Source organism: Limnobacter sp. UBA3528 (assembly GCF_002377005.1).
Classification (GTDB): Bacteria; Pseudomonadota; Gammaproteobacteria; order Burkholderiales; family Burkholderiaceae_B; genus Limnobacter.
The window spans coordinates 1-16,747 of the sequence record NZ_DFOZ01000024.1; the positions used below are offsets into that span (position 1 = coordinate 1).

The 16,747-nt window shown below is 52.5% G+C and carries 16 protein-coding genes; 9 read left to right on the forward strand and 7 right to left on the reverse strand.

From position 1 onward, the window contains the following. Nucleotides 1-137: 137 nt before the first annotated feature. From B4N58_RS06855 to B4N58_RS06865, 3 genes are read right to left on the reverse strand one after another with little or no spacing between them, the layout of a single operon-like run. Nucleotides 138-932 carry a BPSS1780 family membrane protein gene (locus B4N58_RS06855; protein ID WP_291747335.1) on the reverse strand — a complete coding sequence of 265 codons (795 nt, stop codon included), beginning with the start codon at nt 930-932 and terminating at the stop codon, nt 138-140. 12 nt (nt 933-944) lie between these two features. Continuing rightward, nucleotides 945-1,922: a homoserine kinase gene (locus B4N58_RS06860; RefSeq protein ID WP_291747337.1), complete on the reverse strand. Its 978-nt coding sequence runs from the start codon at nt 1,920-1,922 to the stop codon at nt 945-947. Nucleotides 1,923-1,979: 57 nt separating this feature from the next. Beyond that, complete coding sequence (locus B4N58_RS06865) at nt 1,980-2,717, reverse strand: TIGR00730 family Rossman fold protein (RefSeq protein WP_291747339.1); 738 nt, start codon at nt 2,715-2,717, stop codon at nt 1,980-1,982. Between B4N58_RS06865 and polA the strand changes: the two genes are divergently transcribed. The 3 genes from polA to B4N58_RS06880 are packed head-to-tail and all read left to right on the forward strand — an operon-like array spanning nt 2,718 to nt 7,229. Further along, nucleotides 2,718-5,501, forward strand: a complete 2,784-nt coding sequence (polA, locus tag B4N58_RS06870; protein ID WP_291747341.1) for a DNA polymerase I — start codon at nt 2,718-2,720, stop codon at nt 5,499-5,501. Between the two features lie 17 nt (nt 5,502-5,518). After that, complete coding sequence (locus B4N58_RS06875; protein WP_291747343.1) at nt 5,519-6,424, forward strand: dienelactone hydrolase family protein; 906 nt, start codon at nt 5,519-5,521, stop codon at nt 6,422-6,424. A 19-nt stretch (nt 6,425-6,443) separates the two neighbouring features. Continuing rightward, nucleotides 6,444-7,229: a ZIP family metal transporter gene (locus B4N58_RS06880; protein ID WP_008252394.1), complete on the forward strand. Its 786-nt coding sequence runs from the start codon at nt 6,444-6,446 to the stop codon at nt 7,227-7,229. Nucleotides 7,230-7,233: 4 nt separating this feature from the next. Here B4N58_RS06880 and B4N58_RS06885 read toward each other — a convergent pair whose 3' ends face one another. The 3 genes from B4N58_RS06885 to B4N58_RS06895 all read right to left on the reverse strand — a co-directional run bounded on the left by B4N58_RS06885 (nt 7,234) and on the right by B4N58_RS06895 (nt 10,163). Next, on the reverse strand, nt 7,234-8,103 hold the full coding sequence (locus B4N58_RS06885) for a DMT family transporter (protein WP_291747346.1): 870 nt from the start codon (nt 8,101-8,103) through the stop codon (nt 7,234-7,236). Between the two features lie 41 nt (nt 8,104-8,144). Next, nucleotides 8,145-8,921 carry a GntR family transcriptional regulator gene (locus B4N58_RS06890; RefSeq protein ID WP_291747348.1) on the reverse strand — a complete coding sequence of 259 codons (777 nt, stop codon included), beginning with the start codon at nt 8,919-8,921 and terminating at the stop codon, nt 8,145-8,147. Between the two features lie 105 nt (nt 8,922-9,026). After that, nucleotides 9,027-10,163 carry an aromatic ring-hydroxylating oxygenase subunit alpha gene (locus B4N58_RS06895; protein WP_050771251.1) on the reverse strand — a complete coding sequence of 379 codons (1,137 nt, stop codon included), beginning with the start codon at nt 10,161-10,163 and terminating at the stop codon, nt 9,027-9,029. Nucleotides 10,164-10,346: 183 nt separating this feature from the next. On the opposite strand from B4N58_RS06895, the gene xseB reads away from it, so the two are divergent. The 5 genes from xseB to B4N58_RS06920 all read left to right on the forward strand — a co-directional run bounded on the left by xseB (nt 10,347) and on the right by B4N58_RS06920 (nt 14,686). Continuing rightward, entirely contained in the window at nt 10,347-10,607 is a 261-nt protein-coding gene (gene xseB, locus B4N58_RS06900) for an exodeoxyribonuclease VII small subunit (RefSeq protein WP_008252386.1), read from the forward strand. Continuing rightward, nucleotides 10,604-11,506 (forward strand): polyprenyl synthetase family protein, encoded by a 903-nt coding sequence (locus B4N58_RS06905; protein WP_008252384.1) that lies wholly within the window; start codon nt 10,604-10,606, stop codon nt 11,504-11,506. The genes xseB and B4N58_RS06905 overlap by 4 nt, the downstream gene beginning before the upstream one ends. Continuing rightward, on the forward strand, nt 11,500-13,422 hold the full coding sequence (gene dxs / locus B4N58_RS06910; protein ID WP_291747521.1) for a 1-deoxy-D-xylulose-5-phosphate synthase: 1,923 nt from the start codon (nt 11,500-11,502) through the stop codon (nt 13,420-13,422). Before B4N58_RS06905 ends, dxs begins: the two co-directional genes overlap by 7 nt. Nucleotides 13,423-13,429: 7 nt before the next feature. Next, nucleotides 13,430-14,260 carry a GTP cyclohydrolase FolE2 gene (folE2, locus tag B4N58_RS06915; protein WP_050771248.1) on the forward strand — a complete coding sequence of 277 codons (831 nt, stop codon included), beginning with the start codon at nt 13,430-13,432 and terminating at the stop codon, nt 14,258-14,260. A gap of 102 nt (nt 14,261-14,362) precedes the next feature. Then, nucleotides 14,363-14,686, forward strand: coding sequence for a DUF3579 domain-containing protein (locus tag B4N58_RS06920; RefSeq protein ID WP_008252378.1), 324 nt, complete (start codon nt 14,363-14,365; stop codon nt 14,684-14,686). Between the two features lie 123 nt (nt 14,687-14,809). On the opposite strand, the gene rpsT is transcribed toward B4N58_RS06920, so the two are convergent. Then, nucleotides 14,810-15,076, reverse strand: a complete 267-nt coding sequence (gene rpsT, locus B4N58_RS06925; RefSeq protein WP_008252377.1) for a 30S ribosomal protein S20 — start codon at nt 15,074-15,076, stop codon at nt 14,810-14,812. 77 nt (nt 15,077-15,153) lie between these two features. On the opposite strand from rpsT, the gene murJ reads away from it, so the two are divergent. Continuing rightward, the gene (gene murJ, locus B4N58_RS06930) at nt 15,154-16,713 is read left to right on the forward strand and encodes a murein biosynthesis integral membrane protein MurJ (RefSeq protein WP_008252376.1); all 1,560 of its coding nucleotides are present in this window, start codon (nt 15,154-15,156) and stop codon (nt 16,711-16,713) included. Nucleotides 16,714-16,747: the final 34 nt, after the last annotated feature.

The window sequence follows — 16,747 nt, forward strand, 5'->3', positions numbered from 1 at the left end:
ACCCGACCCGCAGTTTAGGAGGGTCGTTCTCAGGCATCGCAAGGCTCAGCAAGGTATCAACAGGTTTTCTGGCGAGAGATCGGAACCCAAGCCGATAGGGCAATTAACAAGCACCGAGAGGCTGCAGTCCAGGCCGGTCACTCAGTTGGGTCGTGCTCAAACACTGCTCTGTAGGTTGGGTAAAAGGTACATAGCGACACCGCCATCACCAGCGCCACGCACATCATGTTCAGTGCACTCACGAACGCGGCAGGCAAACCCAATAAAGTGAATAAAACAACGAACACCGATGAAAAACCCAAACCCAAAATAAGCCAACCCATGCCATAAATCAGAAAGCTGCCTTTGTTTCGCCACACAGCAATCCAGCTTGAGAACAGGGCTTGCATGGGTTTCATGTTGTGCCAAACGACCAAAACCGGCGCAAACCAGAATGCCAACAACACCGGGATACTGGTGATGCCAATAAAGATCATATACAGCACCATGTACTCCATGAATGCGGCACTGGTTGCCGCATCGGCCTTTTGCAGGTCGTCAATCGACACCGTGGGTTGTGCGCCAAGAACAAGGTGTGCAAGCAGGCGGATCAACGCAAAGCATGCGGTGTAAATTGCTCCCAAAATCAACAAAGACTGTAGGTGTTTTCTGTTGTCCTGACTAAAGGCGTTGAACAAAACGCTAGGGCTGACCCGCAAGCCTTTTTGCCCCATTTTGCCTGCCAGCATGATTCCAAAACCCAAGGCGGGTGATGCGACAGCAACCGCGGCAGCACCGATGAAAGGGATCAGTATCCCGATGAAAAGAATGATAAAAAGATAAGTGTTGCCGAACAGGAACATTTCGCCCGGTTTGCTTCTGAATAGCTGCACGCCCTGCATCAGCCAATCCCATCCCGCGCTTGGCGGGCAAGTATGTACATAGTTGGCCAAGTGATTATTTCCTTAATTCGGTTGAAGAGCAAGCGGTATTCCCTGCCTGCGGGCAAGCAATACGCGTTCAAAATGTTTTGGATCTTTCACATTTAGTACTTCGGCTTCACGTGGCATGTAAAAATCGTAAAGTCTGGAGGTCCAAAAACGAAGCCCTGCAGCGCGTAGCATGTCTTGCCAAAGTTCGCACTCATGCTGGTTCAATTTGCGAACCTCTTGATAACCACTCAACAAAGCACCCAACAGTTCGGGTTTGAGTTCACCCTGGTCGGGCTTGTCATTGGCCAGTTCAATGCACCAGTCGTTTGCGGTCACCGCGAGATCAAACAAAAAGGTATCTACACCAGCGAAATAAAAGTCGATAACCCCGCCAAGAGAATCGCCCTGCATCAAAGCATTGTCGCGAAACAGATCGGCGTGTACTGCCCCTTTGGGCAGCATTCTGTAGGCATGGCGTTCAGCAACCGCCTTCTGATGATGGACTTCGCTGTGCAACAGTTCTTTGACCGGGTTGGGCAGGTATGAATCCAGGGCATTCATTGCACTTTCAATCCACGCCAAACCTCGGGGGTTGGGCGTGTTGCAAGGAAAATCAGCCACCGCTAGGTGAGCCTGTGCGCAAAATCGACCAATTTGTTGGCATTGGGCTGCATTGGGCCGCTCAACCGATTTCCCGCCAAGGCAATTCACCAACGTGGCAGGTTTGCCATTCAGTTCGCTGAATAACTCGCCCTGCGCATTGGGTATCGGACCAGGCACAGCCAAGCCCTTTTTGGCCAGATGTTTCATCAAACCCAGGTAAAACGGAAGGTCTTCCGCCTTCAGCTTTTCGAACAGGGTTAGAACAAACCGGCCCTTGCTGGTGTTGACAAAATAATTGGTGTTTTCAATGCCCGACTCAATGCCTTCAAATGAAAGCAATTCACCGCAATCCCGGCCCTCCAGCCATTGTTGCAGTTCAGTTTGGGTAATGCGTGTAAAAACAGCCATTCAAAGTCCTGAGTAGGGTCATGAGCACTCCGGATTTTACCTGTGTTTGACCCTGCTTTATAAGTCCAACAGCTTCTCTGTTTCACTGTCTGATGGATTGAAGGTGCGTTTCTCGTAGAAGTGGAATATGCATTTCAACACCTCCTCTGGTGTTTCAACCACCTCAAACAGGTCCATGTCTCCCGGGCTGATCATTCCCTCGCCCAGCAAATGGCTTTTTACCCAATCAATCAGACCCGCCCAGAACTTGGATCCCACCAAAATAATGGGAATACGTCTGCCTTTGTTGGTTTGAATCAGCGTGAGTGCCTCGAACATTTCATCGAGGGTGCCAAAGCCACCTGGCATCACCACATAGGCACTGGCATACTTCGCAAATGCCACCTTGCGTGCAAAGAAGTGGCGAAATGTGAGTGAAATATCCTGATAGGCATTGCCGCTTTGCTCGAACGGCAGTTCGATATTCAAACCGACGCTGGGTGATTCACCCGCATGCGCGCCTTTGTTGGCGGCCTCCATGATGCCAGGCCCGCCACCGCTAATGACAGCAAATCCGGAGTCAGACAGAGCCCTGGCAATATTCTCAGTGAGCGTGTAATAGGGGTGGTCTAGCGGGGTTCTCGCGCTGCCAAAAATGGAGACTGAAGGGCGAATTGCCGACAGCTTCTCGGTCGCCTCAATGAACTCTGCCATAATTCCCAACACATGCCACGACTCCCTGGCCTTCACTGCGGTGGATTGTTCTTTGGAGGGAAGGTGGCGCAATGTCGGAATATTCTTATTTTTGGTTGTCATATGAAGCGATTACTCCTGGTTGATGGGTCGAGCTACCTGTACCGTGCCTTTCATGCCATGCCCGATTTGCGAAACCGCGCAGGCGAGCCCACTGGGGCCATTTATGGCATGGTCAACATGCTTCGACGCCTGCGTGCAGATTACAACACTGACGATATCACTTCCAATTGTATCGCCTGTGTGTTCGATGCGCCGGGCAAAACCTTTCGCGACGACATTTACCCGGAATACAAAGCGAACCGGGCCAGCATGCCCGAGGACCTGGCTGCGCAAATCCCCCACATTCACGAAGTAACCCGTGCCATGGGCTGGCCCATTGTGATGGAGCCCGGCATTGAGGCGGACGATGTCATTGGCACCCTGGCGCAAGTGGCGCTGGAGCAGGGTTTCGATGAGGTGATTGTGTCCACTGGCGACAAAGACATGGCGCAATTGGTGAACGACAAGGTTCGACTGGTCGACACCATGAAAAACGCAGTCATGACCCGGGACTCGGTGTTTGAAAAGTTTGGCGTGTATCCCGAGCAGATTGTGGATTACCTGACCCTGGTAGGCGACACGGTTGACAACGTGCCAGGTGTAGAAAAAGTGGGACCTAAAACCGCTGCAAAGTGGCTGGCTGAGTACAAGACGCTGGATGGCGTGGTGGCCAATGCCGACAAAATTGGCGGCAAAGTGGGGGAGAACCTGCAAAAGGCCCTGGACTGGTTGCCCACAGGCAAATCTCTGGTCACCATTAAAACAGATTGCGAGTTTGAGCTGCGCCGCCACATTGAGGAACAGCTAAAGGCCAATCCGGAAAACAAAGACGCGCTCAAGGATTTATTTCAACGGTTTGAATTCAAAACCTGGTTTCGCGCTTTGGGCGGTGTGGGTGAAGACGAAGCTTCAGCCAAGCCGAAAGTGGAAGGACCGCCTGACGGCAGTTCGATGAGCCTGTTTGATGCGCCCACGCAAGCCGTAGACTCCATCGAAACCATTTGTGTACAAACACAAGCACAGCTTGATTCGCTACTCGCTGAATTAAAAGCCGCTGCAGCCAGTAAAACGCCGGTTGCTTTTGATACTGAAACCGACTCGCTGGAACCCATGAATGCCCGCATTGTGGGCCTTTCATTCTCAGTGAAGCCGGGCGTGGGCTATTACATTCCACTGACGCACCAGGATTTGACGGCAGAGCCGCAACTGCCACTGGCCGAGGTGTTGGCGTTTCTGAAGCCTTGGTTTGAAGATTCCGATTCGCCCAAAATTGCCCAGAATGCAAAATACGACTTACATGTGATGGCCAATCATGATGTGTGGGTCAAGGGTTTGTTCGAAGACACCATGCTGGCCAGCTACATTCTGGAAGCACACAAGCCGCATGGCATGGACGCCTTGGCCCTGCGCTGGTTGAACTACAACACCATCAAGTACGAGGAAGTGGCCGGCAAAGGTGCCAGCCAAATTACCTTTGACCAGGTGCCGATTGACACCGCCACCAAATACGCTGCCGAAGACGCGGAAGTTACCTTGCGCCTTGCCCACACCTTGAAAGCCGAGCTGGACAAGGTGCCAGAACTTGCCAAGCTGTACCGCGACGTGGAGTTGCCTTTCGGACAGGTGTTGTTTGAAGTAGAACGCAATGGCGTGTTGATTGATTCAGACAAGCTGGAGGCACAAAGCGCCGAAATTGCTGACAAGCTTAAACTGATTGAAGAACAGGCTTTCGAATTGGCCGGCGGCAGTTTTAATTTGAACTCACCCAAGCAAATTGGCGAATTGTTGTTCGACAAATTGGGTTTGCCAGTCGTTAAAAAAACCGCCAGTGGTGCGCCCTCGACCGATGAAGAAGTGCTCAGCAAACTGGCCGAAGATTATCCTTTGCCTGCCAAGTTATTGGAACACCGATCACTGGCCAAACTGAAAAGCACCTACACCGACAAATTGCCGCGTATGGTGAATGCACGCACCGGGCGTGTGCATACCAATTATGCGCAGGCGGTGGCTGTTACGGGCCGCTTGGCCAGCAATGATCCCAACTTGCAGAACATCCCTGTGCGCACCGCCGAAGGTCGTCGAGTGCGCGAGGCCTTTATCGCGGCGCCTGGCTGTGTCTTGGTCTCGGCTGATTATTCGCAGATCGAGTTGCGCATCATGGCGCATATTTCCGGGGATGAAGCGCTGATCCATGCTTTCAATGAAGGCTTGGACATTCACAGTGCCACCGCATCTGAAATTTTTGGTGTGGGTTTGAACGAGGTTACCTCTGATCATCGTCGCACAGCCAAGGTTATTAACTTTGGTCTTATTTATGGCATGAGCGCGTTTGGTTTGGCCGGTAACCTGGGCATTACCCGAGAGGCGGCCAAGTTGTACATTGACCGGTACTTTGCCCGCTACCCGGGTGTTGCGAAGTTCATGGACAATGTGCGCGCACAAGCCAAGGAAGACGGCTTTGTGCAAACCGTGTTTGGGCGCCGGCTGTGGCTGCCTGAAATCAAAAGCCCCAATGGCCCACGCAGGGCGGGCGCGGAACGGGCTGCGATCAACGCGCCCATGCAGGGCACGTCTGCAGACCTGATCAAGATGGCCATGGTGGAATTGTCGGCCTGGTTGAAGGCAGAAAAACTCAATTCAAAAATGATCATGCAGGTGCACGATGAAGTCATTTTCGAAGTACCCAAGGGTGAACTCGAATTGATTCAGAAGCGCGTACCTGAAATCATGACCCAAGTGGCCAAGCTGCGAGTGCCTCTGGAAGTGGGATGTGGCGTTGGCAATAATTGGGAAGAGGCGCATTGAATTCTCTGGAGCATGTGATGAGCACAATTAAAAACAAAGAAAATCAGGAACACCTTGAAGCATTGACCGGCGGCGGCAAGCTGCCGATGAGTCGCCGCACTTTGTTGAAGGGTTTCACGGTTGGCGGCTTTGCAGCAGCAGCGTCGCCTGTGTTGGCTCAAGCGATTACCACGCCCAGTGATGGCCTTGAGGAAGGTCGCGTGTTTGTGGATGTAGGCGACGATGACATGTTTGCTTATCGCGCTTACCCCAAAGGCAAAAAGAATGCACCGGTCATTCTGGTGGTGCCTGAAATTTTTGGGGTACACGCTTATCTGGAAGATGTGTGCCGACGTTTTGCCCAAGCGGGTTTCTATGCCTTGGCCCCCGAAATATTCTTTCGCCATTCCGAGCCAGGGCAATACGCCACCGTGGCCGCCATTCTGGAAAATGTCATCGCCAAAATGGACGACAAACAGGTGATGGCCGACCTGGACAAATGTGTTGAATTTGCAGGCACAGAGGGTGCCGATCTCCAAAAGCTCGCGGTCACTGGGTTTTGTTGGGGTGGGCGAATTACCTGGTTGTACGCGGCACACCAGCCCGCTGTGAAAGCCGGGGTGGCTTGGTATGGTCGCTTGGTGGGGGCGAAAACTGACTTAACGCCGGTGCACCCTGTGGATGTTGCCGCGCAATTGAAGGCTCCGGTATTGGGTTTGTATGGTTCAGAAGACAGCTCGATTCCGCTGGACACCGTGGATCAAATGAGAAAAGCCCTGGCCGCAGCCCAGACCAATCCATTTGCAAAGGCCAGTAGCATCACCGTGTTTGACAAAGCTCAGCATGGTTTCCATGCCGATTATCGACCCACCTACAATTCGGCCGCGGCGAAACAGGCGTACAATCAGGCCCTTGAGTTCTTGCGGGGCAAGAACCTGATCTAATTTCGGACCAATCCAAATCGTGCAATCCAGTTTACCGCTTGTTCTCCTGGCCGCTGCCTTGGGCACGGCCTTGGCCATTTTTGCATCTGCCTTGTTGACAGCACGACACATCGCTCGCTCTCTTGAGCCCATGGTCAGCGTGTCTGCTGGCGTGCTGTTGGGCGCGTCGCTTTTGCATTTGTTGCCCGAGGCATTGGACAAGGGCATGGATCATCACAACTTGTTTGCCTTGTTGCTGGCAGGTTTGTTGTTTTTCTTTGTGCTGGAAAAGTTCTCGATATTTCGCCATAGCCACCATCACGAACATGATGGACACGACCATCACCATGGTTTCGACAAACGCGAAGCCCGTCGTGGAGGATTGTTGATCGTCGTGGGCGATTCAATTCACAACTTTGCCGATGGCTTGTTGGTGGCCAGTGCATTTTTGGTTGATTTCGAGTTGGGTTTGGTCACTACACTAAGTGTGGTGCTGCATGAAATTCCACAACAAACCGGCGATTATCTGGTGCTGGTGAATGCAGGTATCGCCCGCAAAAAAGCCTTGCAGTTGATGTCGGTCGCTGGTCTGGCTGCAGTGTTGGGTGCGGGTTTGGGTTACACCTTGTTCACTGAATTGCAGGCGTTGTTGCCCTACGCTCTGGTGTTCGCTGCCGCCAGCTTTATTTATGTGGCGGTTGCCGACCTTATCCCTCAAATGCAGCAGCGCGTGAAAATCAAGGAAAGTGTGGTGCAACTGTTATGCATTGGGTCAGGCGTTGCATTGGTGGCCTTATTGGCTGAAATCCTTCATCACCATCATTGAACAGCTAGCCGCCCGCTTGTTTTCTCTGGTGGGTGGCATAAGAAGAAATTCCTCCGCAGGCGATAATCAGCAAAACACCCAACCAGGTTGTGCTGGTTGGTATGTCGCCCAGCACCAAAATTCCGAAGAAAGTCGACACCAGAATCGTGCAATATTGTAACGCAGCGGAAAGCCAGGTTGAGCCGCTTCCAAATGAGCGTGTCAAGGCAAGGTTGCCAGCGCCGCCAAAAAATCCCAACGCTACGAGCCACAACAAAGACCAATTGGCATCTGGAGCCTCGAACACTACAAATTCACCAAAGCCAATGATGTACACCAGCGACGTGACTGTCGCAGTGCCTGCGAAGTACAGCACGGTTCGCCACTCGGGCTCGCGTGCTTGTCCAAGGCTTTTCAATTGCATATAAGCCACGGCTGACACTGCACCAGCACCCAGGCCTATGAGGGCGATTTGTAGTTGGTCGCCGTAAAACACAGGTTGAAGAACAGCGATAACGCCAGAAAAGCCGATTGCAATTGCGAACTGTTCCAGGCGGTTTCTTGACTGACCATACCAAAGCCACAGAATCAGGGCGATGAACAGGGGGGAGGTATACATGAGGGTGGTGGCGGTGGCCAGGGGCAGCTGTGTGGTGGCGTAAAAACCGCACCACATGGCAATAATTCCTGCAACATTTCGCTTCAAATGCAGCATAGCCACTGGGCTTTTCAGGCTCAGGCCCTGAAGCAGAGCCCAAACGGTGATTGCAATGGCGGGCACTGCACCGCGAAACAGGACAATTTCACCCAAAGTGGCATGGGTGCCCGCGAGTTTGACCATCAGGCCCATGGTGCCGAAACACAGGCAGGCCATTAACATCCAGAGTGCTTGCATGGGGGCAGATTGTAGCTCGGCTTCCAGACGTGGATGAATGATCAGGACAATTCGGGCGTGGCTTTGTAATGTGCAAAGCTCGGATCAAGCCACACCTCCCGTTTCTCCAGGGGCGTGTTGTCCATCGAATGGGTAATGCGAAATACACGCAGGCTGGGCGCATCCGGAATTTTATTGAACAGGCTCGCGATACGCGGTTCCATCGACTTCACCGACACTTCATCGGTCATCTGGCCAATCCGCATTTGAAACACCTCGGAGGCCAAACGGTACAGGTTGCCGGCCGATTTCTGCAGCATTTCAATGCTCAACTTCGGAAAAACCTTTTTGGAGAGGCACAGCTGCTCGTAAGCAATCAGTTGGGTGTGCAGCATGTGCCGAACTTCAATCAACCAGATTGGATCGCCCAAGGCGATGCCAAGAGCGCGAGATTCTTCGGCGTCAGCCTGAATACTCTCCAGGCTGATCAACTCGGTTTTTACTTCGGTACCCGCGTACTCGGTGGCCCAATGATTATTGAGTTTGAAGGGATCTGCCCGGTCATAAACTGGTGAAGGCAGGGCTTTGTCGGTGACGAATGTACCGATACCCTGCATTTTTGTCACCAGTCCCGATTTTTCCAAAGCTTCAATCGCTCGGCGTATGGTTCCAATAGAGACCTGGAAGCGGTCCGAGAGCTTTTTTTCATTGGGCAGTGGTTCACCGACTTTCCAGGTTTGCCTGAAAATTTCATGGGTCAGTACTTCACTGATTTGCTGGTAGGCGGGGCCGCCACTGCGTACAACGGGCCCGTCCAAAGAATTGGAGCCACGCATCATTTAAATATATCCAGAGTTTTATTTTTGTCTAATCAATGTACCAGAAAAAGATTAAACAAAAATACAAATCGCGATATTGATTTTGACGATGCGTGGTTTTGCCGTTTAGAAGGTCTTTTTTAGTTTCCCGGACTGGTCGTGGGTGGGGTTCATTTGGGCCCCGTACCAGGCGTGAAAGTGCGCCATGCCGTCCTCCATTGGACTTTGATAAGGGCCAGCGTCGTGTTCTCCGCGTTCCATCAGCACCCGTCGGCCTTCATCCATTCGTTCGGCAATCTCGTCGTCTTCAACAGCGGTTTCCATGTAGGCAGCCTGTTCAGCTTCCACGAATTCCCGTTCAAACAGGCGAATTTCTTCGGGGTAATAGAACTCAACCACATTTAAGGTTTCTTGCGGGCCTTGGGGGTGCAGCGTTGAAACGACCAGCACATGCGGGTACCACTCCACCATGATGTTGGGGTACATACAAAACCAGATTGCGCCGTATTTGGGCTCTACACCGTTGCTGAACTTCTTGACGGCCTCGTGCCACTGCTTGTAAACCGGTGTACCCGGGCGGCGCAGGCCAGCTTTCACGCCCACGGATTGAACGCTCCAGTTTTCGCCGTAATACCACTGCAAATCCGAGCAACTGACAAATTGGCCAAGACCTGGGTGAAAGGGCTCAACGTGGTAATCCTCCAGATAAACCTCGATGAAGGTTTTCCAGTTGTAGGGCAGCACATTGGTTTTTACCGAATCCAGCTGGAACTCAGAGAAATCAATTTCCTCCAGAAACGGTACCTTCTTCAGGTCTTCAAGAACATTGCGTCCGGAATTGAACAGCAATCCACGCCAGTTTTGAAGCGGATACGACTGCAGCTTGGTACAAGGCTGTTGCGCAAAATGGGGTGCACCCAGCAATTCACCTTTCAAATCGTATGTCCAGCGGTGAAGCGGACAAACAATATTGCTGGAATTGCCATGGCCTTTCAGCATGATGGCTTGGCGGTGACGACATACATTGGACAAAAGCTCGATTTCAGAGCCGTTGTTCACCAGAATGCGACCGTCACCTTCCCACGGAAGTGACCTCCAGTCGCCTCGCTCGGGCACCCAATGGGTGTGGCCGACGTAACCCGGTCCGTCTCGATAGAGTAGTTGGATTTCATCCTTTAAAACATGTTCATCAAAATACGTTGAAACATGAGGCTGCAAGCTTGATTGCGTCACAGCATGTGACACCTTGGACAAATCACTCAAATCGGACATGATCCCGGGGACCTCCTCCAACAGTGTCCCTGATCGACACTGATGCAAATTAACCTGTTGAACAAAAAGAGAAAGTGGGATTGTACCCTTTAGTCTGCATTCCGGCCAAAGACTTTTCGCCTTTGGGCAAAGTCGCAGTAAAATGGAAGACTTTGCATCACGCACAGCAGCACAATGAGCTCAAGCAAATCGAAAACAGCGCCTGTCGACAACGCCCAAGCGGTGCCAGTCTCTTTTGAAGAGGCGGTGGCCGAACTTGAGGCTTTGGTGAATACCATGGATTCCCAGAATCTTGGCCTGGATCAATTGCTGACCGATTACAAACGCGGTGCGTATTTGGTGAAGTATTGCAGGGACCGTTTAAGCCAGGTTCGCAAAGAGGTAACCGAGATTGAACAAACATTGAACAAACCGGCTGATGAAGGTGCGCAGTGAATTACGCCCAACCCATTCAATTGAACTGGTTTGACGAGACCCGAGCGGGTTTTGAAGCGGTATTGGCTGACAAGTTAAAGCAGTTCGAAGGGCCCTCCAGCGAGTTGAATGCGGCCATGGAATATGCCTTGCTGGATGGTGGAAAGCGCTTGCGTGCCATGTTGGTGTTCGCAGCGGGCTACGCTGTGGAAACGCCCACCTCTCAGTTAAATGATGCTGCTTGCTCCATCGAAGCCATGCATGCCTATTCGTTGGTGCATGATGATTTGCCCAGCATGGACAACGATGTGCTGCGCCGGGGCAAGCCAACCTGCCATGTGAAGTTTGGTGAGGCCTTCGCTTTATTGGCTGGCGATGCGTTGCAAACCGCCGCTTTTCAATGGTTGGCTGAATCGAATCAGGGCAGTGTGCAGGTTCGCATGCAGCAAATTGCTGCCTTGGCCAGCGCCGCTGGTTTGCAAGGCATGGCCGCTGGGCAGGCAATCGATCTTGCGCATGTGGGCAAACCCATGGATTTGCAGTCGCTTGCCACGATGCATGCGCGCAAAACCGGTGATCTGATCACGGCGTCTGTGCGCATGGGGTATGTCAGCAACGCGACGCTTTCAGCCGTTGAGAAGAATGGATTAGAGGCCTATGCCCATTGTTTGGGCTTGGCATATCAGGTAATAGACGACATATTAGATGTGGAGTCCACCAGTGACGTGCTCGGTAAAACATCGGGCAAAGACGCACTGAACAACAAACCCACCATGGTGAGTTTGATGGGCTTGGGCGAAGCCAAAGCGCTTTTGGCCCGGTTACGTGAGCAGGCTTTTTCGGCCTGTGAGGTGATTGCTGCAACGCGCCGTGCTCCGTTGGAAACCCTTGTAGAACTGATTACAAACCGGAAATCATGACCGATCTGCTGAAAAAAATTGATTGCCCCGCAGACTTGCGGCGACTGTCCGAAAACCAGTTGCCCAAGCTGGCCGACGAGTTGCGCAATTACATTGTGGAGCAAGTCGCCAAGACCGGCGGGCATTTGTCGTCCAACCTGGGTACGGTCGAATTGACAGTCGCCTTGCATTATGTGTTCAACACTCCGAATGATCGCGTGGTGTGGGACGTAGGCCATCAAACCTACCCGCATAAAATTTTGACTGGCCGGCGTGATGCCATGCCGGGCTTGCGCCAGTACGGTGGCATTTCAGGTTTTCCGAAGCGTTCGGAATCTGAATACGATGCCTTTGGTACAGCCCATTCCAGCACCTCTATTTCCGCTGCCTTGGGCATGGCGGTTGCCTCCCGCAATCTGGGCGTGAATCGTAAACACATTGCTGTGATTGGCGATGGCTCGATGACCGCAGGCATGGCTTTTGAGGCCTTGAACAACGCCGGCGTTACTCCCGACATCGATTTGCTTGTCATTCTGAACGACAACGACATGTCGATTTCCCCGCCTGTGGGCGCACTGAACAAGTATTTGGCCAAGTTGTTGTCCGGTCGCATGCTGAACAATGTGAAGGAAGTTGGTAAGGGCATCTTGGGTGTGGCCCCGCCTCTGTATGAACTGGCACATCGACTTGAAGAGCATGTCAAAGGCATGATGAGCCCGGCGACACTGTTCGAGGAATTTGGATTCAATTACTACGGCCCCATTGATGGTCACGACCTGGACGCTTTGGTGCCTACCTTGCAAAACCTGCGTGCCATGAAAGGCCCGATCTTCCTGCATGTGATTACCAAAAAAGGCGCGGGCTACAAGCTGGCCGAGCAAGACCCGGTGCTGTACCACGGCCCAGGCAAGTTCGACCCCAGCATCGGCATTCAAAAATCCACCACACCCAAGCCACCCACATACACCCAAATTTTTGGCAAGTGGTTGTGTGACATGGCGCAATCTGATCGCAAGCTGGTGGGCATTACGCCTGCCATGCGTGAAGGTTCCGGAATGGTGGAATTTGAGCGTCGCTTTCCTTCGCGTTACTTTGATGTGGGTATTGCAGAACAACACGCGGTTACTTTTGCGGCTGGTTTGGCCTGCGAGGGTATGAAACCTGTAGTGGCCATTTATTCCACCTTTCTGCAGCGCGCCTACGATCAGCTGATTCACGATGTGGCCCTACAGAATCTGGATGTGACATTCGCACTGGATCGAGCTGGTTTGGTGGGGGCTGATGGTGCAACCCACGCAGGCAATTACGACATTGCTTACCTGCGCTGCATTCCGAATATGGTGATTGCTGCACCCTCCAACGAGGACGAATGTCGCAAATTATTGACAACCGCCTACCACTACCCTGGTTGCGCTTCAGTGCGTTATCCACGCGGTGTTGGTCCGGGTGTGGTGGCGGATGAATCGCTGGATACATTGGAAATTGGCAAGGCAATTGTGCGTTATTCGCCCGATGAATCAGAGCATAAACTTGTAATTCTGTCATTTGGCTCCATGTGTGAAGCTAGCCTTGAGGCTGGCCGTACGCTGGGCGCCACCGTGGTGGACATGCGCTGGGTCAAGCCTATTGATGCAGAATTGTTACAACGGTTTGCCGAGCAGCGCTACAGCTTTGTGACTGTTGAAGAGGGCTGTATCATGGGTGGCGCAGGTTCGGCCGTGACTGAACACCTGCATGCCCAAGGATTTAATAACGCAGTGTTGCAACTCGGCTTGCCCGATGAATTCATCGACCACGGAGACCCTGTTCTTCTGCTCAAGAATCTTGGACTGGACGCCCAAGGCATAGAAACGTCCATCAAGCAGCACTATTGCGAGCTCTTTGATCGCCACACCAATGTGGTACGCCATGTAGCAGGGCGTGCCGCGAACACATGAGGAAGTTATGAATACACGTGACAAAGGCTTGGAGAATGCCGTGGCCACTAACCCAATCGACCAGGCTATTCCCGATGTCCAAAGCACCATCGACACCCGCCACATTGCAATCCAATCGGTGGGCATTCGTTCTGTCAAATATCCAGTTCTGATTGAGCTCCAAGGCCAAAAGCCAATGCCCTCTGTGGCCGAGTTCGAAATGACCGTGTTTCTGCCTGCCGATCAGAAAGGCACGCACATGTCTCGTTTCATTGCCTTGCTTGAAGAAGCCCAGGGCAATGTGCTGACTGTCAGCGGTTTCCGCGCGATGCTGGTCGAGATGTTGCAGCGTCTGGATGCGCCTTCCGGTCGTATCAAAATGGAATTGCCTTATTTCCTGTCCAAGGTTGCGCCCATCAGCGGGGTTTCAAGCCTGATGGACTATCAGCTGACCCTTGAAGGTTCAGCCACGGCAACGGGGCAAGACATCTACTTGACCGTGGTTGTCCCGGTGACCAGTCTGTGCCCCTGTTCCAAGAAAATTTCGGAGTATGGTGCGCACAACCAGCGCTCGCACGTCACCGCGCGAGTTCAGTTGAAAGAAGATGTGGACATTGCACAGTTTATCTCTGCAATCGAGCAGCAGGCCTCTTGTGAGCTGTATGGTTTGCTCAAGCGCCCCGATGAAAAGTATGTGACCGAGCGCGCTTATGACAATCCGAAGTTTGTGGAAGATCTGGTTCGGGATGTGGCCATCGCCATGAACAAGTTTTCGCAGGTGGGTCAGTACACAGTAGAGGCTGAAAACTTCGAATCCATTCACAATCACTCGGCTTACGCTCGCATCGATCGAGCTTAAGTAGACCCTCGCCGGTTCTTCAGCGCGCTGTAAGAATCAACCCCGACAATACACACAAAATTACATGTCGGGGTGCGTGTGTACCTCAGGAGCTATTCGGTTATGGCTGAACCATCCAAGGTCAAGCCCAAGGAATTCTTTATTCTCGGCCTCACGTCAGGTGGGCGTCCTTTTCGTCCCTCGGACTGGGCAGAGCGCCTTTGCGGTGTGTTGTCTTGTTACCGTCCGCCAGGCCGCCAGCAAAGCCAGCAACATTTGGCTTACAGCCCTTACGCCAAACCAATTTTGATGAACAATATTAAGTGCGTGGTAGTCGATGAGCGTTTGCGCGAGATCGAACCCATGGCCATGACGTTTGTTTTGAACTTTGCGCGCGACAATGATTTACAGGTGTTGGATGCCTGCCTGTTGCCCGATCCCGAGTAGCTGGGGCAGCATAATCGAGTAAAACCTTCCAGAAACACAAAAAGCCCCTTTCAATCAAGGGGCTTTTTCATGTAAATGAGTTTTAGAGCCGACGGTGTTAAAGCTGACGGTTTTAAAACGAAATTAGGCGGCCATGCCTTTTACTAGTGCTGACAAGCGTGACTTGTTGCGAGAAGCTTTGTTTTTGTGGATCAGGTCTTTGTCTGCAACGCGATCCAGAATGCTTGTTGTTTCGCGATAAACTGCCTGAGCGGCTGCTTTGTCGCCTGCTTCAACAGCAGCGCGTACTTTTTTAACTGCGGTTCTCATCGCTGAGCGAATGGCTGAATTGTGCGCATTTGCTTTGGCGGCTTGTTTTGCGCGCTTGCGCGCCTGTGCTGTGTTGGCCATATTGCTGAGGCTCCAAGGGGTGTAGAATTCGAAAACCCGCAATTTTAACAAAATAATAGCCCTTTCACAATCACTATATGAATTTATTGAAGTCGGCCGCTGCGGTCAGCGCCATGACCATGCTCTCCCGGATCACCGGTTTGATCCGAGAGACAATCACCGCGCGCCTTTTGGGGGCGGGTGCCGAATCCGATGCATTTTTTATTGCTTTCCGAATTCCCAACTTGTTGCGCAGATTGTTTGCCGAGGGCGCTTTTTCGCAGGCCTTTATTCCGATTTTGTCCCAAACCAATGCAACGGAGGGTAAATCAGCCGCTGTCGATCTGGCCCGGCGAGTCAGTTCTCTGTTGTTCATCGCCTTGTTGCTGATCGTTGTCGCGGGCGTATTGGGGGGCAGTTGGGTGGTCATGGGTATGGCCAGCGGGCTGGGGCGTGGCAGTGAACAGTTTGAACTCACTGTGTTGCTGACCCAGTGGATGTTTCCTTACATTCTTCTGATTTCCATGGTCGCACTGGCTTCTGGCTTGCTGAATACATTCCGTTCATTTGCCTTGCCAGCTTTTGCACCCGTGCTGCTGAACATCAGCTTCATCGCAGGCGCTTTGCTTCTTGCCCCGTATTTTGATCAAGCAGTGAAAGCGTTTGCAGTTGCGGTGATGGTAGGTGGTGTTCTTCAGGTCGCTGTGCTGTGGTACGGATTGGCGCGCACCGATTGCCTGATTAATCCTTTTGCAGGGTTGGGGGCTATTAAGTCAGCTTGGGGGGATGAGCGTGTTCGGAGGGTACTGAAAAACATGGTGCCAGCAACGCTTGCCGTGTCGGTGGCGCAAATCAGTTTGATCATCAACACCAACATTGCGTCGCATCTGGAGCAGGGCAGTGTCTCCTGGATTTCATATGGTGATCGTTTGATGGAATTTCCCACTGCTTTGTTGGGTGTTGCGTTGGGCACAGTGTTGTTGCCATCGCTTTCTGCCGCGGCCACACGAAGCCATGAGGAATATTCACGTTTGATGGACTGGGGTTTGCGCTTGACGGTGGTGCTGGTGTTACCGGCGGCTGTGGGCATGGGCCTGTTTTCAGATGCCTTGGTGGCTCTGTTGTTTCACTACGGGCGCTTTGATGCCAACGACGTGGCAATGACCAGCCAGGCCGTGATTGCTTACAGTCTGGGCTTGGCTGGTTTGGTGTTGGTCAAAATTCTGGCCCCTGGTTTTTATGCCAAACAAGATATTCGGACGCCCGTGAAAATCGGGATCATGGTTGTGGTGGCCACTCAAGTGATGAACCTGTTGACAGTGCCCTTGCTTGGGCATGCTGGCCTGCCGCTGAGCATCAGTGCGGGTGCCGTTCTCAATGCCACGGTCTTGTACTGGGGGCTTCGCAGGCGGGGCCTTTATACGCCTTCAAACGGCTGGGGTGTGTATTTCGTGAAAGTGTCGGTGGCAGCAATTGCCATGGGGGTAGCCCTGTGGTTCATGAATCAGCAGTTTGACTGGCTGGGTATGGCTTCCGCACCGCTTTTGCGTGTGGCTACTGTGCTTGGGGTAATCGGAGTGTGTGGTGTACTTTACTTTGCGGTGCTGGCTGGCTTGGGTTTGAATCCGAAACGCTTGATTCGCAAGCCTGTTGTATGAACCGGGGGTAGTGATGCAGCACCTGATCAGGTGC